The following is a 22,348-nucleotide window of genomic DNA, read 5'->3' as shown; positions in this document are numbered from 1 at the left end:
ATGGCGATCATTGGTTATGGGTTTCAGTTCTGGGCGGGGGACTGGATGAGCGCATCGAACAGTTCGGCCAATCGTTTGGCCTGGATGCGACGGGAGTAGCCGGAGACGATATTCTTGTCCGGCAGTTCCGCCTCCCCGGCGCGCAATTGTTCGAGAAAATGCATCAGGGCCGGGAGCATGATCGCTTCGTCTTCCAGGGGAATGATGGTATTCAAGCCCGCCTCACGCAAAATCCGCGCCGAGTCGCCGTGTTCGCCGGTCAGGGCGAGGATGGGGCGGTGGGCCCGCAGGTATTCAAACAGCTTGGCCGGAATCAGATGGTTGAAGCTTTCCCCCTGGAACAGCAGCAGCCCATCCGCCTGAAACATCTCCTGAATGGCTTGCAGGTAGGGCAAAGGGGGTTCGGTGGAGACCATGTCGCTCAAGGCGCGTTTGCGGATCATGGCGTTGATGATCTCGTCGTGGCTGGTGGCCCGCAGGATGATGCGCAGGCCGATCCGTTCCGGGCTGTTTTCTTCCGGGGCGCCGATCCGCCCCTGCTTGCGCAGCAGGGCCACCACATTGAGCAACGGGCCGGGATTGCGTTCTTCCTTGCCGGTATACAGGGTGCCTCCGTGGACCAGGGTGAGGGGACCGTGGGGGTTGGGAGGGGTTCGGGCCAGATGATCGAAACGTCGAAAGGTCTTTTCGTCGAAGCCATTGGGCAGCATCACCCATTTTTCCGGGGGGGGATCCGGGTGGCGGGCGGTCAGGAACCGTTTCAGGCCTGGCGTGCTGACCACGACCCGGGTACAGCGTTGCACGGTTTTGCGTTCCAGATTGCGGAAGGTTTTTTGCAACAGGGGATCGGTCGGGTATTGACCTGTCACCAGGGGATCCCGCAGATCCGCCACCCAGGGTAGGCCGGTGAGGCGGTGCAGGGTGTGGGCGATCATCAGGGTGGTGGGGATGGGATAGGTACTCCAGATCACCTGGGGACGGTGCCGCAGGATCAGATACAACCCCCAGGCCACCGCGCCGGGATACCAACTGGCCCAGCGATCCGGCCAGGCGGTCAGGCGGGAATAGCGACCCCGGATCGCCAGATGGCGTCCCGCGTCCAGGGCCATGGCCCGTTGCACCAGAATATCCGGGGGAATGTCTTCCAATTGGGCGGCGTCAAGTTTTTCGTGGGCCATGGCGTGGGTGGTCAGGATCATGGGTTCCCAGCCGAACTCGGGCAGATCCCGGGAGAAACTCAAGGCCCGATGTGTGCCGCTCGCCAAGGCCGGAGGGTAATGAAAGGCCACCATCAAGACACGTTTATGCACTGTTTTGATCCTTCCGCTTTTTCTCAAGAAAAAATTCCGGCTTCCCGCCGGGAGTGGGGTGCGACTCGCGACCGTATCATGCAGCCGGTTCCCCCTGTTGTTTGCTCTCCTGCCACAACGCTTCCAGTTCGTCCAGGGATGCGTCGGTGGGGGAACGGTCATTTTCCCGCAGCCGTTGTTCCATGTGCCGAAAACGGGCCTGAACCTTGCGGGTGGCCCGACGCAGGGCCATCTCCGGGTTGATGCGGTAGTGCCCCGCCAGATTGACGATGGTCAACAGCAGATCCCCCAACTCCTCTTCCCGGTTGTCCGGGGTCGGGGCGATCCGCAGTTCTTCCAGTTCCTCCCGGACCTTTTCCATCACCCCTTCCGGGCCATCCCAGTCGAAACCCACCTGGGACATCTTGCGTTGCACCTTGGCGGCCCACAACAGGGCGGGAAGGCGGCTGTTGACATCGTCGAACAGGGAGGGCGGTCCCTTGGCCGCGGATTTTTCCTGGCGTTTGATCTCCTCCCACTGACTCACCACCTGATCCGGCTGTTGCAGGGCCTCCCCGTCCGGGGCGAAGACGTGGGGATGGCGTCGGGTCATCTTGTCCACGATGCCGGTGATCACGTCGGAAAGGGTGAAGGCTTCCTCCTCCTCGGCGATGCGGCTGTGAAACACCACGTGAAACAACAAATCTCCCAGTTCGTCTTTCCAGGCGGCGGTATGGCGGGTTTCCACCGCCTCCGCCACCTCGTAGGCCTCCTCGATGGTATAGGGAAGCAGGGACTGCGGGGTTTGCGCCCGGTCCCAGGGACAGCCTTCGGGTCCCCGCAGCCGGGCCATCAGGTTTTCCAGAGCCGTCATGGCGGTTGAGGCTGAGTTGTGTTTTTCGATCATTATCGTACCTTTGGGGCCGCCAAGGAGTCAACTTTGCCCGCCGTTCGGCAGCAACTGCCACGGTTCCGACGCCGGATCCGGATGGAAAGGGAGGCGAATGCCGGTTCTAACCCTGCGAAGCCGCACGGAAAATGTTTTGGAATGAACAGGATTGGATGGGGTGGCATGCCTGTTGCTTGATGGAATCCGAAGCGTGAAATGTCTGTATGAATCGAATCGGGTTGTTTGACCATTGGGAGCGTATCATCCATGGACAGTGGAATTTATGCCGCGGTAAACGGTGCCTTGCGTACCGAAATGCGTCTCGACGTGCTGGCGAACAATTTGGCCAACGTCAACACCAACGGGTTCAAGGAAGGCAACATCACCTTTGAATCCTATATGACCAAACCCGGCCTGGAGCAACATCCCCTGCCTGGTGATTCCTTCATGGGTCACAAGGGGCCGATGGAATTGCCATATCCCTTTATCAACCCCGCGTCAAGCGCTTACAGCATGTCCTATCCGGCGGCGCCGAGTACCACGACCGATACCACCCAGGGCGCGCTCAAAGGAACCGGCAATCCATTGGACGTGGCCATTGATGGGGAGGGTTATTTCGTGATCGAAACCCCGGAAGGCAGACGTTATACCCGAGACGGTTCGTTCCAGATCAACGAGCGGGGCGAAATGGTGACCAAGGATGGTTACCCGGTGCTGGGCAGCGGCGGAGCGCCGTTGACCATCGGCACCCAGGGGGTGGAAATCAGTCAGGATGGCACCGTGGCCAGTTCGGCGGGTCAGTTGGGTCAACTGATGCGGGTGGGATTGCCCAAGGAAGGCTTGAAGCGAATGGGACACAATCTCATCGCCGCTCCCGCCGGCAGCGAAACCGCCTTGACCGGTGCGCGTGGCGGATTCAAGCAGGGATTCCTGGAAGCCTCCAACACCAACACCGTGCGTGGCATGACCCAGATGATCGAGGCCAACCGCAATTTCGAGAACTATCTGAAGATCATCCAGACCCTGGATGGCATCGACGGACAGGCCAATCAGATCGGTCATCTGAGCAGTCAATAGAATCTAGTCATACAACAGGAACGAGTGTAAGGAGAACCATGCTATGATGCGTGCATTGTGGACCGCGGCCACCGGGATGTCTGCCCAGGAGCGCAGTATCGATGTGATATCCAACAACCTAGCCAATGTGAATACCTCGGGATTCAAGCACTCCCGGACCCATTTCCAGGATCTTCTGTACGCCAACATGCGTCCGGCGGGCAGCGAAACCTCGGATACCGGCACTCAGGTTCCGGTGGGCATCCAGTTGGGACATGGCGTCAAGGTGGTGGCCGTGGCCAAGGAGTTCAGCCAGGGCAGCGCGGTTCCCACCAGCGAAGCCCCGTTCAACGTGGACATGATGATCAGCGGTCAGGGATTCTTCCAGGTCGAAATGCCCAACGGCGATGTGGCCTATACCCGGGATGGTCACTTCGAGATCAACAAGGATGGCAACATCGTCACCGCTGACGGCTATCCTTTGAAAGGTGGCGCCGTGGGTGTGGATCCCACCAAGCATACCGGAATCACCATCGAAAGCGGCGGGTCGGTGGGTTTCTCCACCAACACCTCCCCCGGTTTCGTGGCCGGTCAGGGTCAGATTGAATTGGCCCGCTTTGTGAATCCATCGGGATTGACGGCCATCGGCAACAACCTGTTCGTCGAGAGCGCCTCGTCCGGCACGCCGCAGGTGGCCAAGCCCGACAGCGACGGTATGGGTGCGTTGCGTCAGCATGTGTTGGAGCAGTCGAACGTCAATATGGTGACTGAAATGGTGGACATGATCGCCACGCAACGGGCCTACGAGATTGGCACCAAGGCGATTCAGACCGCCGACAACATGTTGAGCCAGGTGGCGCAGTTGAAGCGTTGACGGGATTGATCGGGTTGGATCACGAGAGGGCATGACCATGGCCGTTGAGGAACGGGTAAGCGTGAAAGGATGGGTGTCGGGGCTGTTGATGGGCCTGTTGACCTTTTCCGCGTCTTTTTCCGCACAGGCCCAGGTCTTGCAACGTTCCGATGTGATCCGGGAGAGCGAGCAGCGGATCAAGGCGTTGCTCGATCAGGAAAACGGAGGGGTGCGGCTCGAACGGGTCTTTTACCGCGACGAGTTGACCTTGCCCGACGGGAAAGTGACCTGGAAGGTGGTGCCCTCTGCGGAGGAGTGGCGGACCGGGCGGCAGAATGTCCCGGTGGAAGTGTCGGTGAACGGCAAGGTGGCGACGGTCATTCAGGTGGCGGTCACCTTGAAGCAGTCGATGCGTTATCTGGTGTTGCGGCGGCCCTTGAAACGGGGGGACGTGGTGACGGACGCGGATCTGAAGTGGGAAGAGAGCGAGTTGGAGCGTCCTCCGGTGGGTTTGGTGGAAGATCCCAAGCGGGTGGTGGGCCAGTCGGTGACGCGACAGATTCAGGCCAACCGTCCGTTGCAGTCCGATTGGTTTTCGGCTCCGGTGGTGGTGACCCGGGGTGAACGGGTCCAGGTGGCGGCCTCCCGCGGGGGACTGCACATTGAAACCACCGCGGTGGCTCATACCGCCGGACGTGTGGGGGAGACGATTGTTTTGGAAAATCCCTCCAGCCGTCGGCGGTTCGATGCCCGGGTGACAGGGCCGGGCCGGGCGGAAGTGGTGGCGTGGTAAGGTTGACTCTTGGGTGGGAGTGGATGCAATGAATGGACTGGCTAAAATGATCCTCCTGTTGCCGGTGCTGCCGATCGCGGTGAGCGGTTGCGGCATGACGCGGGCCACGGAACGTCCTCCGGCGCCCATTGCCGTCGTGCAGCCCACCCCGCCCGAAAGCCTGACCCCCAAGAAGGGATCCATCTGGCAGACCACGGATCGCAATACCCTGTTTTTGGACAACAAGGCCCGCAATATTGGTGATCTGATCGCGGTCATCATTTCGGAAAGCTCCAGCGCGGTCAGCGACGCCAACACGAAACTGGAACATACGGGCAGCAAAACCGTGGGTCTCACCGGCACCTCGGGATCCGCAGGCAGCAACAATATCGGCAAACTCCTGAACAGCACCTTGGGTACGGGTGGTGTGGCGGCAACCTTGGGGGGAACCAACGACAGCACCTTGAGCGGGAAGGGCAAAACCGATCGCAAAAGCGAGCTGAAAGCGAAAATCTCCTGTGTCGTGACCCAGGTGCTGCCCAACGGCAATTTGCGGATCGAGGGGCGTCGGGACATCACCGTCAACCACGAAAATCAGTTCATCATTCTTTCCGGGGTGGTGCGGCCTGAAGACATCAGCGCGGACAATTCGGTCACCTCCGACCAGATCGCCGATGCGCGTATTGATTATTCCGGGGATGGCGACATTGACGATCAACAGCGTCCGGGCTGGTTCGATCGTTTCTTCTCAACCATTAACGTTCTGTGACGTTCATGAAAACCTATCGCCGCAGCCCGAATTGGATCCTGGCCCTGTTGATCGCGGCCCCGGGTCTGGTCTACGTTCCACCGGTCGAAGCCGCCCGTCTCAAGGACGTGGTGGAGATCGAAGGGGTGCGGGACAACCCGTTGACCGGATTCGGTCTGGTGGTGGGTCTCAGCGGTACGGGTGATTCCAGTGCCGCTTTCACCAACCAGTCCCTCAAGATGATGCTGGAGCGGATGGGTATCTCCGCCGAGCAGGGGGTCAAGGTGAAGAACGTGGCTTCGGTGATGGTCACCGCCACATTGCCGCCGTTCGCCCGTCAGGGCAGCCGTTTGGATGTCACCCTGTCGTCGCTGGGGGATGCCAAGAGCCTCAACGGGGGTACCCTGATTCTCACCCCGCTGAAAGGCGCGGATGGTCGCATCTACGCCGTGGCTCAGGGACCGTTGGTGCTGGGTGGTTTTTCCGCCGAGGGGGGTGGGTCGTCGGTGCAGAAGAATCATCCCACGGTGGGTCGCATCTCCGGCGGGGCGACCGTGGAAAAAGAGATCGATTTTGAACTCAACAAGGAACAGCAGTTGCAGCTCTCCTTGCGCAATCCCGACTTCACCACCGCCAATCGTATCGTGCAGTCCATCAACGACGTGTTCGGCAAGCCGTTGGCGTCGGCCCGGGATTCGGGCACCATCGCCTTGACGGTTCCGCCGGATTATCAAGGCAAGGTGGTGAATTTCGTCTCCCGTCTGGAGGCGGTGCAGGTGGATCCGGATCAGCGGGCGCGGATTGTGGTCAACGAACGCACCGGCACCATCGTGATGGGTGAGAATGTGCGGGTTTCCACCGTGGCCTTGGCTCATGGCGGGTTGAGCATCAAGATCAAGGAGACCCCGAAGGTCAGCCAACCCAATGCGCTTGGTCAGGGCACCACCACCGTGACCCCCAATACGAATGTGACCGCCACGGAAAAAGACGCCAGAGTGCTGGAAATGCCGGAAGGGGTTACTCTCGGAGACTTGGTGCGCGGTCTGAACGGCGTGGGGGTGACTCCCCGTGATCTGATCGCCATTTTGCAATCCATCAAGGCCGCTGGCGCTTTGCAGGCGGATCTGGAAATCCTGTGAGTACCATTGATTCCTCTCTGCCGCCGGCGCCGATGCCCAAACCCTCGGCGTCGATTTCCAAGGACGATCAACGCCGGTTGAACAACGCCACTGCGGATTTCGAGGCCATGTTCATCCAGCAGATGTTCAAGGCCATGCGCAAGACCGTGCCCGAGGATCCCAAAGGCGGACTGTTTTCCAAGGGTCAGGGCGGGAAGATTTTTGAGGAAATGCTCGACGGGGAGTATGCCAAAAACTTCAGCCGCAATGGCAGCGGGCTGGGTCTGAAGGAGGCCATTTTCAAGCAGACGGTCTCCAAACAGATCGCGCAGGGCGTGGATGTCCAATCCGCCGTGAATCGTGCGCAAGGAACAGAGAATTCCTTAAACGCTGCGGCGCATTCGCCGATAGGTAAGGCAGGGGTGGTGAATACGGGTTCGATTCCGTACTTCCCCCCCAAAACCCATTTACCAGCGGCGGACAATCCACCTCGCGTCGGCCCCGAGGGTTCGGTTCATGGCGGGGACTCTTAGAGTTTTGAGTCCAGGCGTGACCGGATCGGGATTGAAGGAATGGAAGAGGCATGGTCACGAGAATCAAAAGCGTCAATGTCGGTCAACTCGGTCGGATCTCCCGCAAACGCACGGGGGGGAAGTCGGGCGGAGGAGTGGCGGGTAACGCGGCAGCGCGTGCGGATGACGCCGAATTTTCCTCGGGAGCCAGAACCATGGGGCTGGCGGGCGAGGCGATCAACGCGGCACCCGATGTGCGCGTGGAACTGGTGGAACCGATCCGTGAGGCTTTGGCCGGAGGTCGGTATCAGGTTTCCAGCCTGGAGGTGGCGGACAAGATCTTGCGTCAGGTCTTGATGGAACGGAAAAAATCAATCTGAAACACGTGGGGTCGGCTTTGCATATGTCATCTTCCTCCTTTGACGCGGTTGCCGAAACGCAACGACTCATCACGCTGCTGGAGCCGTTGATCGGTCAATTTGAACGGTTGATGCCGCTTCTGGAGCGGGAGAGGCTCGCTTTGAAGGCGCGCAATCCCGAGGAGTTGGAGATGGCCGCCCGTCAGGTGGAGGAGGTATTGATGGAGATCCGACGGATGGATCTCTCCCGTCAGGCCCAATCCCAGCGCATGGGGCAGGCGCTGGGATTGGCGAAAGATGCGATGAATCTCAAAGAATTGGACTTGGCCATGGGTGGCAACACCGGATTATTGGCCTATCGGCAGAAATTGCGCGACCGCATCGAACAGGCGGATCGCTCCAATCGGGAGAATCAGGCGATCTTCAAAGGGGTGTTGGTGGCCACCGAGACCATGTTGCGCGCTCTGAAAGGAAGCGCGCAGGGGCAATCCACCGCCTATGATCGACGCGGTTTCCGGCAAAGCGGACCGAGCTATCATTTTTTGTCCAAGCAATTCTAACGACCCATTGGCAATGGGCTGTCCAAGGATCGCGCGGGGTGGGGAAACCCCGCGTACCCTGTAGACCATTGCCCCCAGGGAAGGGATGACGACATGTTGATATTAACGCGCAGAATCGGTGAAAGCCTGAACATCGGCGATGAGATCAAGATTACCCTGCTGGGCATCAAGGGCAATCAGGTGCGCATCGGCATCGATGCCCCCCGTGATGTGGAGGTCCACCGGGAAGAGATCTACGACAAGATCAAGCGCGAAACCCGCAAGGCCAATACCAAAATGTCCATCGATACCCTGGATGCCGCCTCGCGTATTCTGTCGCGGACCTGATCGATCCTCCCCCCTTGCTTGTTAGGGGGGGTAAGTACCATGCCGCCTGCCTTTGTCAGGGGATGGGCACCATGCCGTCTGCCGTGTCCCGCCGCCAGGAGGTGATTTTCTGGCTCAGCGCCCTGTCATCCCACACGTGATCCGTCTCGCCGTGCCCTGGCTGCGTGGGTGGGGCTGTTTGGTCGGTCTGTTGTAATTACTTATATAATTCTATTGGCGAATGCTGGACCGGACCGGTTTTCATCCACGCCGGTTATTCCCCCCAGGCAATTGCATTTCAAATTAGGCCTGCCTGCCCGGGACGCTGGGTATTGATTATTCTGAACCGGAAGAGAGCAAATGCTAACGGACAATATGACGGTTTCAATGGTTCATTAGATCACCCAGGCTTGAAGTTTTTCGATCAACAAATCCATCTCGGTCGAGGGGCAGGTGAATCTCTGCGGCCCGCGGATCTTCTTGGCATGCTTCATGGCTTGGGACTGACTTTCCGGAGTAAAGAGTGAATAGATATGGATTGACTTGCAATATTCCTGATTGATTTTACCGCCAAGCCTGTTACAGATACTCTCACAGTCTTGATCTGGTTTATCTGTGAACCCATAATGCAATAAGAACCAATACTCAATACACGGAACAGAAACATACACTTCAATAGCAGGTGCCGCTCCTGCCTTGGTGATCGCTCCATCAAACTGAGCCTTTTCCGGACCACCCCGCAAAATACCATCACCATCGAAAACAGCGCAAACCTCGTTGTATTTTCCCTGTTTCAGGCTTCTCTTCGCAAATGTCACCACGCTCAAAGGATCCGTTCCCTGCTCACTGGGCTTGACGACCGTGATTGCGGACAATTGCAAATCATCCACCAGATCCTCCAGATAATACAGACCGCTTTTCGAGTCCTCACAAACGATCAGCATTTTCTTGGGTCTGGGGCGTACGCCTGAACGTCTTGCTGAGAGGGTGGTCTTGGGGGTGGAGATTCTCATGCGCCTTTCTCCTTCCCGGCCACATCTTCCGACAATCGCCGTTTGCGCACCATGGGCACGGCTCCGAACATTCCATCCAGATAGAGTTGCTGCAACGTCTCATGCTTTTTGAGCTGAATATCAAAATCCGAAAGCGCATAAAGCTGGGAAGAGTGATCGCGTTTTTTGTTCATTAACCAGATCTGATCCAGACGCAAAATTCGATGATCCAGCAGCGTGGTATCGTGGGTGGTCGCAATCAGTTGGGCATTGTTGGGGTTTTGTTCGGGATCGTGGATCAAATCAAACAAGAATCGCACCAGCCTGGGGTGCAAACCGTCCTCGATCTCATCCATGAAGCAGACCTGCCCATTGTCCAGAATCTCCCGCCATTTCCCAGCCAGAGCGAGCATCTGGTTGGTGCCTCGTGACTCCATGTCTTTAGAGAACGATAACGCTTCTCCGGTATTCGGCATCGTTCGAATGGAACGCAACCCTCTTGAAACGACCTTGAAAGCTTTATTGAGAATGTCAAAGTTCTTATTTTCTACAGCATTCTTTAATTGGCTCTTTACTCTTTCCGAAACCCCCTCATCATGATTGATCAAATCATTCGCAAGTTCAAGATAGATTTCATCGGGCACTTCTTTAACGTCTTCGAGTACGATATCATCGATGCCCAAATCAGCAGCCTTGACAAACCCCAAGACCCAATCATGTCCTTGTGCTGTTTCGCAAAAGTCTAGAGTTTCAGAAAAAATGACTTTCTGTTGAGGATCCATCACACGCAATTGCTTTTGAAACCAAGCGTACACATTTTTCAACGCGCCATGCAAAACCGGTTTTTTTTGCCCCAGTTGTGTCAAGGCCAACCAATCTTCCGGAAGCGATTGCACGGCATCCCGAATATCCGTTCCAAGGTCACTTTCGACCCAGTAACTGTCCTGTCCGGCGTCATATTCCCTGCGGAAAACCACGCTTTCCGGGCGCTTCGAAAACAGATACAACCACTCACCCACCACCCTTTTCCGGTCCACCTCAAACCCGTATTGATAGCGTGCGCCATTGGCAATAAAAATCATCTGAAAAGTGGCCGGAGCCTGTCGCGTCTCGGGATGCAACAGAAAGGGATCCTGGAAAATGGGATTATCCACCGATTTGCGATTTGAATTCAGGACTAGATGTCTCATGAAATGAGTCGCCCGGACTAGATTGGTTTTCCCGGAGGCATTCGGTCCATAGACCACCGAGGAACGCAGCAAACGGCGCGGTTGGCTTGACAATTGGGTGCCAAAACAATTTTCCGGCAAGCGGCGGATATTTGGTGCAGGCGACAGATTCAGCACGATCGGCTCATGGATGGAGCGATAATTCTTGACGGTGAACTCGATCAGCATCTCAATCTGACTCCTGCAATGGGTTTTCTCATGCCATTTCCATAAACCAATTTTATTGTCAGGGGAGTGTGAAGGATTGCAGGGAAAGACCTTTTTGAACGATAATCCAAATTCAAAAGAAAATAAAGCGACGCCTTGCTACCCTACTCACTCAATTCTGAAATGCGATTGCCCTGTTTTCCCCCACGATTTTCTTGACAGAGTATGCTGGGCAGTGTCACTGTGAATGGGCCTGACAACGGAATCAACCGGTTTCGTCACCCCATTGAAAAGAGTCCATCCCATGATCGGAGTGCTGATTGTCATCGGACTGTTTGTGGTGTTGTTCGTTTGGGTTTTGCGCGTCAATCGTCAGGATTTGCGGGAGCTTTACAAGGATCTGGAGTCGGAGGAAGACGACCAGAAGCCGAGCCCACCCGTCGCCCCGACAGGATCGGTTCCTTAACCACCACAGGTTGCAAGGGTGGTATTTTCTCGGGCGATTGGCTCCTGATCGCGCCGCCGCAAGGCTGTTGATTGCTTTTTTCCTGCCTGATGACACCCCCGGAAAGGCCGGTTTCCAAGTTGGAAGCCGGCCTTTCCGGTTTTTTTTGTCCCCACCGTTACCTCATTGCAGCGCGAGTCGCATCTGGTTCAAGACCTCTTCGGGACGTTGCAGGATCTGCTCCAGAGAGTCGGCCAGACACAGTTCCACCTCCGTGGGACCGATGGCCTGGATGAAGAGCCGTTTTTCCTTGAGATGGCCAGGGCCGAAGGTGACATTCTTTTCTTCGAGTTCCTGGGAGCCGCGGGGCAGATTGCCCATGCCCGCCTGGGGCGAACTGGAGTACAACAGCACAAAGGCTCCACGGGTCGGCACCCCCAGTTCCTGCCATTCCCGATAGGGACCGTTCTGGTGCAAAATCGGCTGGAAGTAACCGGAATTGAGACGACCGACAAAAATGCGGAAGGGCGCTTCGCCGCTTTCGCACGACGGGGTGGCGTTGAGGGCTAGCAGGGTTTCGCCCGGGATCAGTTTCAGCAGACCGATGGCCACCCCGGTTTTGGCCGTGGGGCAATAGGGGTTGTCCGGATCCCCCACCGGGGGACGATGCACCACGAAATGGGGAAAGGCCACCGCCCGTTGGATCTCTTCCAGGGCGGTGTTTTTGGCGATGCCTTCCGGGGGAGGGCACCATTTGAACATCTTGTTTTGCAGCATGGCCGCGAACAGCGCCTGCACCAGCAGGGCGCGACTGGCGTTGCCGGCTTGCAGGATGTGGACCTCCCGGGGGGCGAGGTTGCGGTTTTCAAAGGCCCGTTTCATGGCGATGAAAAAGCGGTGAATCCCTTTGCCCACCCGTTTGACCAGGAAATGATTGATCTGGTCCCGGTCGATGCGGAACAGGACCGGCACCTTCTCTCTGGCCCGGTTGAGAAATTCGATTTGTACTTCCAGTACGTTATCCGGGGGGGCGAGGGTCAGGGTTCCGGGGGCGAGGGCGAAATTTTCGTCCACCAGGAATTGGCTCAAGGCGTCGGCGATGCGGTCGGATTGGCGACGGGAGCTTTTTTTATGGTTGGGATCCGACTGGTGGGGATCTTCCAGATCCCAGCGGAAATTTTCCCACATCTGCCGCACTTTGGCGGTGAGCAGCGCGGTATTGGTTTGGGCCACGTGGGAGTTGTCCAGGAACAGCTCGTGTCCCGGGAATTTTTCCGCTTCCGGGGGGATGGAGAAGGGCAGTTGATGTTCCCGGCAGCTTTCCAGGTTTTGTTTGAAGGCGATGTAGGCCAGATTGGCCACCAGATTCTCACCACCCAGATACATGTCGCCGCTGGCCCCGAACCGCTCGATCACCCGTTCGTATCCCTGTTCGGTCTCTTCGGGGGTGGGCATGCGGTACAGTCCGAAATCGAAATCCGTGCTGCCGCCGCCGAAGTCGAAGACCGCGTAGGCGGTGCCGTGCAGGGTCGGAACGATGTCGAGCTCCTCCAGGGCGCAGGCCGCGTAGGCTGCCGGTTCCGAGGCCTCCTCCCGCATCTGGAACCGCTCCATCATCGGGCTGGCCATCAGGGATTCCGGCAGGCTGCGCATCAGCCCGCGGGAGAAGGCGGTGAGGATGGTGCGTTTGATCTCGCGGGGATAGGTGACCGGAAAGGTCATGTAATACTCCAGGAAAAGTCCGTTGGAGCGGTGATTGATGAACAATCCCAGATAGTAGGCGTACAGCTCGATGGGATCGAAGGGATCTTCCCTGGAGACCGCGATGGGTTGGCCCCGTACCGGCATGGGGGCGTCCGTGGCATGGATTTCCAGCTCCAGTCCGGTGTTTTGATCGGTGATGCGGCGGGAACGGGTCTCCGGCGGAGAGAGGGGCCATTGTTTGATGTTGGTGAGCATGCTGGCCACGATCCGTTGATTGGCCTCATTTTCCCGGAAGTTTTTCAAGGCTTCGTGGGAAAAGTGGAAGTCGTCCCAGCGGGTCAAGGGCTGATGGGCCTCGCCGGTCCAGGCGGCCAGCAGACGGGGCAGATGGATGAACTCCAGCACCGTGGGGTTTTGATAGTCCGCCGGAGCGGGCTTGCGGAAGAAATCCGGCATGCCGACCCGCAGCAGAGTGGTCTTGCCGTTTTCCCGGCAGGCCACCACCGTGGAACTGGTGCCGAAATCGATGGCGATCACCCCTTTGCGCACGTCGAGTTCCGGGTTGCGCGCCTCCCAGGGGGGATCCAGGGTCATTTCGATCCACCCTTTGCCGGTGGGGGGCACCGGTTGATACAGCTCCCACAACCCTTTTTCCATGTCCGTCAGATAGGATGGTTCTAAAATGGGCAGACGGGCGCGGATCCAGTCCCCTTCCATCAGACGGTTTTGCAAGGCCTTGAGGGAGGGCAGGGTGGGTTCGGTGGTGTTGCGGTTTTTTTCGTTCAGCTCCTTGGTGAGCAAATAAAGCTCGTGCATCTTGTCCCCGACGCCGGTGACATCCCGGGGGATCAGTCCATGGTTCAAAATGAACGCGAACACGTCCCGTTGCGCCACCCGGTGGATGGGCAGCACCATCTGCAAGGCGTCCGTGGCTTCGGTTTCACCGACCGCGCCGCCGAAGGTGATGGTGCGATAGCCCGGTCCGCTGGTGGCCGGATCCCGGGACAGAATGGTGGCGCCCCGGAATTTTTCGTGATTGCGGAACAGATCCTCCCGGGCGATGGAGCGCAACTCCTCCATGGAGGGGATTTCCCAGTGGCGGAAGGCGTAAATTTGCAACCGGGCCACATGCTGGAACATCTGTTCCGGGGTGGAGTTGAACTCGTGCAACAGCCACAGGCAGTTGAGCTGGTTGTCAAAGTGGAGCTTCGGCTGCTTGATGAAGGAGATGAACCGTTGCCGGGTCAACAAGGAGAGGATCTCCTCGCGCAGATCCCGCAGTTTTTTGCGGGCGTGTGGGTCCACCTCGGAAGGCAAACGCGGCACAAGGCGGTTTTCACGCAGTCGGATGTTATAAACCTTCATGGGGAACTCCAGTGGCGCGACGTGACGGATTCGGATGCGACCTGGGATGGCCGGGGGGTTGAAATGGGGTCATCGGGACTCTTCGCCCACGTGGATCACCTTGAAATCGGGCCAGACCGGTTGGATGCCGGCCAGGATCTCCCGGACGCCGCGGATCGGGTCGGCGTGATCGTCCAGGGCGTTCAAGGCCTCTTCGACGGGCAGGCCGAATAGTGGCCACTCTCCCACGTCGTCCAGATATCCCTTGGCCAGGGCGAAGGCCCAGTAGGGCAGATCGGCGGCCTCCTCCAGATAGGCGACATACCGTTGTCGATCTTCCGCGGGGCCGTCTTCGGTCACCACCACCCAGCGGGCCGAGGGGGATTCCAGAAAGGCGGCGAGCCATTCCGGCGGGTGTTGGCTGGCCAGGGCCAGCCAACGGTGCCGACGACCGGAAGCGGGCAGGGGAGGGGTCAGATCTTCTTGATATAATTCTCGCATCGGCGGAATTCCTTTTGTATCCGATCGATCAGCAAACGGCATTCGCCGGGGTCGTTGTTTTTGGCCGCGTCTTGCAATTGAATGCAGAGCCGGGACATGAGATGGGCTCCCATGTTGGCGCTGGCTCCCCGGAGTTCGTGGGCGTTCTCATCCAGGGATGCGGTGTCCTTGATCTTAAGATTTTTCTTCAATTTTGCAATGATCACCGAAGCCGACGAGAGAAAGGCCTCGATGAATTCCAGAATCACCTTGGGATCGCGACCGAAATGGCTTCTCAGCAGATCCAGGGAGATGGGGGGCAGGGCCAGGGCCTCGTTGGTATCCGGAGGGGGTGAGGCCGTCGGGGCCGGGCGGTTGGGCAGCCACTGGTCCAGACGGGCGGCCAGATCCTCGATGCGGATCGGCTTGGTGATGGTGTCGTCCATGCCGTGATCCAGACAGCGTTGCTGATCGCCGGGCAGGGTGTTGGCGGTGAGGGCGATGATGGGAATCCGCGGACGGTTTTCCAGGGTTTCCATCTGGCGGATGGCGCGGGTGGCTTGCAATCCGTCCAGGATCGGCATGTGACAATCCATCAGGATCATGGCATACGAACCGGATTGCAACGCCTGGATCGCATCCTTGCCATTGGCCACGGTATGCACCGTGAACCCCAGACGATGGATTTGCATCTGGGCCACCTTCTGATTGACCGCGTTGTCTTCCGCCAGCAGAATCATCCGTTCCCCCAGTTCCTCGGTCCGGTTGTGGGCGGAAGGGGGTTGATCCACCGGTGGGGTTTTGTCCGGAGGTGTGGGATCCGCGTCGGACAGCGGTTCCGGATTCACCAGGGAAAGCAGCCGGTCCAGCAGTTGATGACGGTGCAAGGGGCGGGTGAGATGGGCCACGAAACCGACTTTGCGGGCTTCGTCGAACCAGCGGTTTTCGTGGATGCCGGTGATCAGGATCAGTCCCACCGGGGGGATGGAGCGATCCTCGGTGATGGTCCGGCCCAGTTCCAGACACTGCTCCAAAGGAATGGGGGAGGCGGCCAGCAGCAGCAGATCGCAGGGCGCCCCGGCCTTGGCTTCGTGGCGGAGATAGGCCAATGCCTCCTCCGGGCTTTCCACGGCGGCCCCTTTCATGTTCCAGTTGAGCAGATGGTTGAGCAGAATGGTCTGACTGGTCTGACGGGGATCCACCACCAGGGCCTTGAGACCTTTGAGATGGGTGGTGTGTTGGGTCGGGTGGGGATCGTTGCCGTTTTCCGCGTGGAGGGGAAACGGGACCGTGAACCAGAAGGTGGAACCTTTGCCCCGACGGCTGGTCATGCCCATTTCGCCGCCCATCAACTCCACCAGACGGTTGGCGATGGACAGTCCCAATCCCATGCCTCCGAAGGCCCGGGTCGAAGAGCCGTCCACCTGGGCGAAAGGCTGGAACAACCGATGCCAGGCGGTCTTGGGAATGCCGATGCCGGTATCGGCGACGGTGAAGCGTACCATGAGCGGGGATTTGCTTTTTTCTGTCAAGCGGGCCTGGATGACCACCTGTCCCTTGCGGGTGAACTTGACCGCGTTGCCCACCAGATTCAGGAGAATTTGTCGCAGCCGGGCGGGATCCCCCAGCAACAGATTGGGCAGTTTGGGACTGACATCGGTGAGCAGTTCGATGTTTTTCCTTTGGGCATGGGACGAAAGCAGTTCGGAGACCTCTTCTACCACCTTGATGGGGCTGAAAGGGGTGGCAGAGGTTTCCATTCGGCCTGCTTCCAGGCTGGAGAAGTCCAGGATGTCGTTGATGATGGTCAACAACGCCTGGGCCGACTCCCGCAAGGTGGTGGCCAACTCTTTTTGATCCTTGTTGAGTTTGGTGTCGAGGAGCAGATCGGTCATGCCGATCACCCCGTTGATCGGGGTGCGGATTTCGTGGCTCATATTAGCCAGGAATTCCGATTTGAGGCGTGCGGTCTCCAGGGCGATGTCCCGGGCCTGTTTGATTTCCCGTTCCCACTGCTTGCGCAGATTCAGATCCTTGAAAAGGGCGAAACTGCCGACAATGCGACCCTGTTCCCGCAAGGGGGCGGCGGTCACCGAAACCGGGATGAGATGGCCATCTCGATGGGTGAAGACATCCTCGTCGGCGTGAAAGCTCTCCCCCCGCTGCACACATTGCAAAATCGGACATTGCTCCGTGGGGACATGCTCGCCGGAGGCGTTCTGGAAATGGAGCCGATCGTGGGGATTTTTGCCGAGCAGTTCGTATTGTTTCCAGCCCAGCAATTTTTCGGCGATTTCATTGAAAAAAATGATTCGACCCTCCCGGTCCAGAATGTACAATCCCTCTTCCAGATGGGAGGAGACCTGGTGAAAGACGGCGGTTCCCGAGGGGTGATCGGAAGACGAAAGGGAGCCGGACCAGAGGGGAAAGGAATGTGTGTTCATCCATTTTTTATATAATAATCCGACGTCAAAGCCAATTGATTTTTCATCGGGGAACGCGCAGGGACACGAGGAGCCGGTTGAAATCTTCCGGGGGTTCGGCGGTGAACGACATCTCCTTCAAGGTGGTGGGATGGGTGATGGTCAGTTGTCGGGCGTGGAGCGCCTGACGACGAAAGGACAACACGATTTCCCGGCGTTCTTCGGGCCACTCCTGGGGGGGGTGAAAGGGGCGGGCATAGAGGGGATCCCCCAGCAGTGGATGACCGATATGGGCCATGTGGACCCGAATCTGATGGGTGCGACCGGTTTCCAGACGACAGGCCACCAGAGTGAAACCGGTCAAAGACTCCAGCCGTTGCCAGTGGGTGACGGCGTGGCGACCATGACGGGGTTCCACCGCCATTTTTTTCCGGTCTTTGGGATGGCGGCCAATGGGGGCGTCGATGGAGCCTTGGGGGGTGGTCAGGTTGCCCCGGGCCAGGGCCAGATAACGCCGAAAGGCGGAATGGCTGGCGAACTGTTCCGCCAGATGGAGATGGGCGTGGTCATTTTTGGCCGCCACCAGCAGGCCGCTGGTCTCCATGTCCAGACGGTGGACGATGCCGGGGCGGATGGCTCCGCCGATCCCCGACAGTCCCCCGGCCCGTTCCGGACCGCCGCAGTGGTGCAGCAGGGCGTTGACCAGCACCCCGTCGTGACGGCCCGCTCCGGCGTGAACCGCCAGACCCGCTGGCTTGTTGATCACGATGATGTCATCATCTTCAAAGATCACATCCAGGGGGATTTCCTCGGGACGGGCCTCGATGGGACGGGGGGCGGGAATGGCCAGCAGAAAGATTTCCCCGGCCATGGCCTTGTCGTCGGGCCGGGGCGGGGGGCCGTCCGCACGGGTGACGCTGCCAGTCTTGAGCAGTCGCTGAAGCGCGGAACGGCTCAAGGTCGGGTCGGCGGTGGCCAAAGCCTTGTCGAGCCGTTCCCCGTCAAGGTCGTCGGGGATGCGGATGGAACGGATGGGTGGGGTGTCGGGACCGGGCAGGTTCATGGGGGCACTCCATCCGGGTGAATGGTTTGGATCGGGAGAAATGGCGCAATGAAGGTAGTCAAGTTTTTTGTGGTGTTCGGGGCTGTGTTGATTCTGGTGGGATTGGGGGCGCTGGTCACCCGCATTCAGGACCGGGCCACCCGTCCCGCGAATCCCGTGCCGGAGGCGGAAGGGGCTCCCCGGATGGAAGAGACCCTCACCCTGCCTGCCGGTGCGCGGGTGACCCAACTGGCCGGACTGGACAGCGGAGCCGCCGTATTGGTGGAGTTGCCCCAGGGCGGCGGTCAGATGCTGTTTTTTTCCGCCCAGGGCAAGCTGAAGCGGCGCGTCATTCTGACGCCGGAAGCTCCCCCGTCCGCACCCCGTGGCCCAGGTAGTTGACATCCGCCTTGCCCACCGCCAACTCCCAGGAGTCCCGCCAGGGAATGTAGCGCATGCCGGTCACATCCCGCATCTCGACTCCCGTATGGCGCAGCCAGCGGCCCAGATCCGACGGGCGGATGAACTTGTCGAACTCGTGGGTGCCTTTGGGCAGCCAGCGCAGCACGTATTCCGCCCCCACGATGGCCATCAGCCACGCCTGGAAGGTCTTGTTGAGGGTGGCGAAAAAGAACGTGCCGCCCGGTTTGAGTAGGGTGGCGCATTCCATCAGAAAGGCCGGCACGTCCGGCACATGTTCCAGCACTTCCATGGCCAGCACCACGTCGAATGATTCCGGGCGTTCCCGGGCCAGTTCCGCCAGGGATTGCACCCGGTAGATCACCTGGGAGCCGCTCTCCTTCTGATGGGCCTGGGCCACGCCGATGATGGTGGCCGAGCGATCGATGGCTGTGACCCGTCCCCCGAGGCCGTCCATGGACTCGGCCAGGATGCCTCCCCCGCAGCCGATGTCGAGGATTTCCAGCCCTTCCAGTCCCCCCCCGGAGGGGCGCAACTGCTTGCGGATGTATTCGGTGCGCAACGGGTTGATGCGGTGCAAAGGCTTGAACTTGCCGTCGGGATCCCACCATTCGTTGGCCATTCTTTCAAATTTGGCGATCTCCTCCGGATCTTCTGTGGACATGCACTCCTCCCTTGATGTGTGGCTTGGCCTTTGGTTCGTGAGCCTGTGCCGAATGAACAACGGACAATCCGATGCGGCAGCGTTTTCTGGGGGACGCCAATCCCTTTGATGACGGTCCGGCAACGTGTCGTCGTCATCAGGCGGGCCTTTGCGCGCCCCTTGTATTGAGCGGTGGAGCGGGCTGGCTCACGGTCAATGATGAAAATAGGGTATCACATTCCAGGCCGGTTGGCTCTGTTTTGCGACAGGTTTTCCGAAACAGCGGTGATAACCTGATCGTGGCGGCGGAACGTGGCATGAATCTGATGGCGCCCATCCCCGGCAAGACGGATCCGGACGGGATTATGATGGACCCCGGATTTGAGACAGCGGAATAAGCTATACTTCGGCCTCAAAAAGGAGGAGCGAAGATGAGCACGATGAAGAGGAAGACGCACAGCTCGGAGTTCAAGGCGAAGGTGGCGGTAGCGGCGATCCGAGGCGAGGAGACGATTGCCCAACTGTCGAGCCGGTTTGGGGTGCACCCCACCATGATTCACGGCTGGAAGCGGGAGTTGCTGGAGAAGGCGGCGACTCTCTTCGAGCGTGGCAGCCGTGCCGGGAAGGAGCAGGAGTCCCTGGTTGACGCGTTGTACAAACAGATTGGCCAGTTGTCGGTGGAACGGGATTTTTATCCATGGACTGGTACAGCCGAAAAATTCTGGCTTGGCGGCTCTCCAATACTCTGGATGCGGATTTTTGCCACGGGTTCAGATGCCCGGTGCGGAATTGGTCGATGGATTCAGCAGTACAACAATCAGCGACTTCACCAGTCGCTGGGTTACCGAACACCGGACCAGGTTCATGGCAGCATCGGCGAAAGGGTGGCAGCCTGAAGGCTCAGGCCACAATCAGCCCGAAGAAGGGGGGACGCCCCGGCTAGGCCTGTGGAAAACGATACAACCGTTTTCCACAGGCCTACCCCTTCTCCTCATCAGGTAACCGAAGGGTGATTGAAAGCATTTTTACGATTTCCAAAAGTCAAAGGCCAAACTGGAACGGCCTTCATCCATGGACGAGGTGTCGCTTATTTCGGTCCGGTTTCTGTCCTTGATTTAGGAGCCACCTCATCCTTCATCCACCCACTCGTCCGTGTTGCTGGAGAAATCCAATGAGGACGGTTCCAGCGGAATGGCCAGATACGCCTGCCGGTTGGCCTCGGACTCGAAATGAATGGTCAGCAAATTGTCCCCCTGACCATCCACATGACAGGGCAATCCCGCCGTGCAGCCATGGAGATCCTTCATGCTGATCGGATCGGTGGTAGAAACAATATTCATCACATCCTCCCATTATGCCAATCATGACACGACCCGTCACGCGTCGAAAATCATGGGCAAAACATAAACATTTTCATTGCATCATGCCCGACCGGACATGATCATGATGTCGGTCAATCCGGATCCAAGAAACGAATCCGGCAGCAGGAAACCAACCTGCAACCCGGACTGTTCTCCCTGCATCCGCCGGAGCGTCTTGAACGACTGAAACCGATTGATCGCCACATCCTCGGCAAACCGGGTGGTCAGCATATCGGCATCGTTCAACACCAGATCCAACTGCCGCCGGCATTGACCGGGACGGACATTGGCAAAGGCTCCGGACCGTCTCCGGTAGCGCTCCGATATCAACGCGGGCAACGCGTTGAAGCCGACTGGGCACTCCGCTTCGAGGGCATCCAGGAAGGCCTCGATGCTCCCCACAAGCCCTCCCAGGCGCATTTGCATTTTCATATTGAACCGCATACCCTTCGCATCGAGACCCGATCGGCCCATCTCCGGACCCAACTGCCCGATGATCCGATCCGCCACGGTATCGAAGATCAACACCGCCTCCGAAGACGACACCACCTGCTCACGAAAACGGTAAAGGGCCCGCAAACTCAAATCGGTTTCATCCAGATCCAGACCGAGAGCATAATGAAACCGCAAATCAAAACGCACCGCCTGCTCCAACTCCTCGTCGGTCAACTCCAAAAACTCCTTTAGAACCGACAGGGAAAGCAACAGGATCATGGAAACGTCGTTGGACCGTTCCTGGGAGAAACCATTCGACGCACCAACGCCATCCGGAGCCATTCCCAACACCTGTGTTCTGAAAAAATGCGGCCAAGTCTCCTGGAGATACCGCCGCGACCTGTCGGGCAATCGGTCCAGAGGATCGCCCCCGCTTCCCTTTTCCATGAAAAGCGTCAGAAAATCCAGACGATCCTCAAGATCGGCTGACGAATCGATTCCACTGCTTTTGAAGGTGAAAAGACCAACGGGATGGCGCATCACTGTCATTTCTCCCAAGATGGAAACTAACAAAGCATCTGGCGCAAACTGGCCATGATCCGTGCAGACTGATGGCTCCTGCCCTGCAAAGACAACTGATTTTCCAGGCTGGCGGTCTCCAGCACCAGCAACTCACACTCTCCGTCCGACACGGCCGTCATGGAGTGGCACACTTCACGGGTCAGGGGAACACCACCCAGACACTGGCTGGCCGAACAGACCTGATACCCTTTCCAATCCGGCTCATCATCTTCGTCCATGTTGATCATGCCGTAGGGTCCCATATCGATCCAGAAGGGCTTGTGGGCGGTTTTGCCCAGTTTGACCTTGCCATCCAGAATGATAAAAATCACGTCGTTGCACTCCCCCTCGCAGAACAACTGCTGACCATCACGGGTATGCATCACCCGACCCACCTGCATCAGCAGATTCAAATCCTGCTCCTGCAAACCGAAAAACCGCGCCTTGCTGCAAAAGGCTCCCCACGAACGATGCTGGTTCACCGCGGCATGCCGGACTGCGGTTTTCGGAGCCTTCTTTTCGGACCGTCCAGTCACGCTCTTGCAGACGGCCTTACCCATGGCTCGGGTTCCGGCCCTGAAAAATCCATTGTTCATGGCTCCGGTCTCGGTCGTTTCAATAATCTGTTCCATTGCTGTCACTCCTCTTTTTTGTTCTTTA

General features: G+C 58.4%; 25 protein-coding genes. 13 read left to right on the top strand and 12 right to left on the bottom strand.

What is annotated here, in order from left to right; all coding sequences use genetic code 11:
* Positions 1 to 23: 23 nt before the first annotated feature.
* Together HQL98_08985 and mazG are read right to left on the bottom strand one after the other, a co-directional pair.
* Positions 24 to 1,310, bottom strand: a complete 1,287-nt coding sequence (locus tag HQL98_08985) for a glycosyltransferase (GenBank protein MBF0272182.1) — start codon at positions 1,308 to 1,310, stop codon at positions 24 to 26.
* Between the two features lie 76 nt (positions 1,311 to 1,386).
* Positions 1,387 to 2,196, bottom strand: coding sequence for a nucleoside triphosphate pyrophosphohydrolase (mazG, locus tag HQL98_08980; GenBank protein MBF0272181.1), 810 nt, complete (start codon positions 2,194 to 2,196; stop codon positions 1,387 to 1,389).
* 249 nt (positions 2,197 to 2,445) lie between these two features.
* On the opposite strand from mazG, the gene flgF reads away from it, so the two are divergent.
* The 9 genes from flgF (at position 2,446) to csrA (ending at position 8,483) form a co-directional block, all read left to right on the top strand.
* Positions 2,446 to 3,255: a flagellar basal-body rod protein FlgF gene (gene flgF, locus HQL98_08975; protein ID MBF0272180.1), complete on the top strand. Its 810-nt coding sequence runs from the start codon at positions 2,446 to 2,448 to the stop codon at positions 3,253 to 3,255.
* A gap of 43 nt (positions 3,256 to 3,298) precedes the next feature.
* The gene (gene flgG / locus HQL98_08970; GenBank protein ID MBF0272179.1) at positions 3,299 to 4,108 is read left to right on the top strand and encodes a flagellar basal-body rod protein FlgG; all 810 of its coding nucleotides are present in this window, start codon (positions 3,299 to 3,301) and stop codon (positions 4,106 to 4,108) included.
* Positions 4,109 to 4,139: 31 nt separating this feature from the next.
* The gene (flgA, locus tag HQL98_08965; GenBank protein MBF0272178.1) at positions 4,140 to 4,880 is read left to right on the top strand and encodes a flagellar basal body P-ring formation protein FlgA; all 741 of its coding nucleotides are present in this window, start codon (positions 4,140 to 4,142) and stop codon (positions 4,878 to 4,880) included.
* Positions 4,881 to 4,908: 28 nt separating this feature from the next.
* Positions 4,909 to 5,628, top strand: coding sequence for a flagellar basal body L-ring protein FlgH (locus tag HQL98_08960; GenBank protein MBF0272177.1), 720 nt, complete (start codon positions 4,909 to 4,911; stop codon positions 5,626 to 5,628).
* Between the two features lie 5 nt (positions 5,629 to 5,633).
* A complete protein-coding gene (locus HQL98_08955) occupies positions 5,634 to 6,746 on the top strand; it encodes a flagellar basal body P-ring protein FlgI (protein MBF0272176.1) in 1,113 nt (370 codons plus the stop codon).
* Positions 6,743 to 7,258: a rod-binding protein gene (locus HQL98_08950; GenBank protein ID MBF0272175.1), complete on the top strand. Its 516-nt coding sequence runs from the start codon at positions 6,743 to 6,745 to the stop codon at positions 7,256 to 7,258. The genes HQL98_08955 and HQL98_08950 overlap by 4 nt, the downstream gene beginning before the upstream one ends.
* Positions 7,259 to 7,308: 50 nt before the next feature.
* Entirely contained in the window at positions 7,309 to 7,617 is a 309-nt protein-coding gene (gene flgM, locus HQL98_08945) for a flagellar biosynthesis anti-sigma factor FlgM (protein ID MBF0272174.1), read from the top strand.
* A 23-nt stretch (positions 7,618 to 7,640) separates the two neighbouring features.
* The gene (locus HQL98_08940; protein ID MBF0272173.1) at positions 7,641 to 8,156 is read left to right on the top strand and encodes a flagellar protein FlgN; all 516 of its coding nucleotides are present in this window, start codon (positions 7,641 to 7,643) and stop codon (positions 8,154 to 8,156) included.
* A 93-nt stretch (positions 8,157 to 8,249) separates the two neighbouring features.
* Positions 8,250 to 8,483 (top strand): carbon storage regulator CsrA, encoded by a 234-nt coding sequence (gene csrA / locus HQL98_08935; GenBank protein ID MBF0272172.1) that lies wholly within the window; start codon positions 8,250 to 8,252, stop codon positions 8,481 to 8,483.
* Between the two features lie 374 nt (positions 8,484 to 8,857).
* On the opposite strand, the gene HQL98_08930 is transcribed toward csrA, so the two are convergent.
* A complete protein-coding gene (locus tag HQL98_08930) occupies positions 8,858 to 9,475 on the bottom strand; it encodes an RloB domain-containing protein (protein MBF0272171.1) in 618 nt (205 codons plus the stop codon).
* Positions 9,472 to 10,851: an AAA family ATPase gene (locus HQL98_08925; GenBank protein ID MBF0272170.1), complete on the bottom strand. Its 1,380-nt coding sequence runs from the start codon at positions 10,849 to 10,851 to the stop codon at positions 9,472 to 9,474. The genes HQL98_08930 and HQL98_08925 overlap by 4 nt, the downstream gene beginning before the upstream one ends.
* Positions 10,852 to 11,134: 283 nt before the next feature.
* On the opposite strand from HQL98_08925, the gene HQL98_08920 reads away from it, so the two are divergent.
* Complete coding sequence (locus HQL98_08920) at positions 11,135 to 11,296, top strand: hypothetical protein (protein ID MBF0272169.1); 162 nt, start codon at positions 11,135 to 11,137, stop codon at positions 11,294 to 11,296.
* Positions 11,297 to 11,458: 162 nt separating this feature from the next.
* Here HQL98_08920 and HQL98_08915 read toward each other — a convergent pair whose 3' ends face one another.
* The 4 genes from HQL98_08915 to HQL98_08900 all read right to left on the bottom strand — a co-directional run bounded on the left by HQL98_08915 (position 11,459) and on the right by HQL98_08900 (position 18,289).
* Entirely contained in the window at positions 11,459 to 14,344 is a 2,886-nt protein-coding gene (locus tag HQL98_08915; GenBank protein MBF0272168.1) for a hypothetical protein, read from the bottom strand.
* Between the two features lie 69 nt (positions 14,345 to 14,413).
* The gene (locus HQL98_08910; GenBank protein MBF0272167.1) at positions 14,414 to 14,824 is read right to left on the bottom strand and encodes a hypothetical protein; all 411 of its coding nucleotides are present in this window, start codon (positions 14,822 to 14,824) and stop codon (positions 14,414 to 14,416) included.
* Positions 14,797 to 17,247, bottom strand: a complete 2,451-nt coding sequence (locus HQL98_08905; protein MBF0272166.1) for a response regulator — start codon at positions 17,245 to 17,247, stop codon at positions 14,797 to 14,799. Before HQL98_08905 ends, HQL98_08910 begins: the two co-directional genes overlap by 28 nt.
* Positions 17,248 to 17,290: 43 nt before the next feature.
* On the bottom strand, positions 17,291 to 18,289 hold the full coding sequence (locus HQL98_08900) for an RluA family pseudouridine synthase (protein ID MBF0272165.1): 999 nt from the start codon (positions 18,287 to 18,289) through the stop codon (positions 17,291 to 17,293).
* Positions 18,290 to 18,337: 48 nt separating this feature from the next.
* On the opposite strand from HQL98_08900, the gene HQL98_08895 reads away from it, so the two are divergent.
* Positions 18,338 to 18,670: a hypothetical protein gene (locus HQL98_08895; GenBank protein ID MBF0272164.1), complete on the top strand. Its 333-nt coding sequence runs from the start codon at positions 18,338 to 18,340 to the stop codon at positions 18,668 to 18,670.
* Here the strand turns inward: HQL98_08895 and ubiG are convergent.
* A complete protein-coding gene (gene ubiG, locus HQL98_08890) occupies positions 18,618 to 19,352 on the bottom strand; it encodes a bifunctional 2-polyprenyl-6-hydroxyphenol methylase/3-demethylubiquinol 3-O-methyltransferase UbiG (GenBank protein MBF0272163.1) in 735 nt (244 codons plus the stop codon). The two genes, HQL98_08895 and ubiG, sit on opposite strands and share 53 nt — an antisense overlap.
* Positions 19,353 to 19,423: 71 nt before the next feature.
* On the opposite strand from ubiG, the gene HQL98_08885 reads away from it, so the two are divergent.
* Complete coding sequence (locus HQL98_08885; protein ID MBF0272162.1) at positions 19,424 to 19,729, top strand: hypothetical protein; 306 nt, start codon at positions 19,424 to 19,426, stop codon at positions 19,727 to 19,729.
* Positions 19,730 to 19,762: 33 nt separating this feature from the next.
* Positions 19,763 to 20,227 carry a transposase gene (locus HQL98_08880; GenBank protein MBF0272161.1) on the top strand — a complete coding sequence of 155 codons (465 nt, stop codon included), beginning with the start codon at positions 19,763 to 19,765 and terminating at the stop codon, positions 20,225 to 20,227.
* Positions 20,228 to 20,458: 231 nt separating this feature from the next.
* On the opposite strand, the gene HQL98_08875 is transcribed toward HQL98_08880, so the two are convergent.
* The 3 genes from HQL98_08875 to HQL98_08865 form a co-directional block, all read right to left on the bottom strand.
* Entirely contained in the window at positions 20,459 to 20,671 is a 213-nt protein-coding gene (locus HQL98_08875) for a hypothetical protein (protein ID MBF0272160.1), read from the bottom strand.
* A gap of 81 nt (positions 20,672 to 20,752) precedes the next feature.
* On the bottom strand, positions 20,753 to 21,667 hold the full coding sequence (locus tag HQL98_08870; GenBank protein MBF0272159.1) for a transposase: 915 nt from the start codon (positions 21,665 to 21,667) through the stop codon (positions 20,753 to 20,755).
* 26 nt (positions 21,668 to 21,693) lie between these two features.
* Positions 21,694 to 22,320: a hypothetical protein gene (locus tag HQL98_08865; GenBank protein MBF0272158.1), complete on the bottom strand. Its 627-nt coding sequence runs from the start codon at positions 22,318 to 22,320 to the stop codon at positions 21,694 to 21,696.
* Positions 22,321 to 22,348 lie beyond the last annotated feature (28 nt).

The sequence above is a fragment of the Magnetococcales bacterium genome, assembly GCA_015231755.1.
Lineage (GTDB): Bacteria > Pseudomonadota > Magnetococcia > Magnetococcales > Magnetaquicoccaceae > Magnetaquiglobus.
Note: the sequence above shows the minus strand (reverse complement) of the source record. Positions and strands in the feature narration are given on the sequence as shown.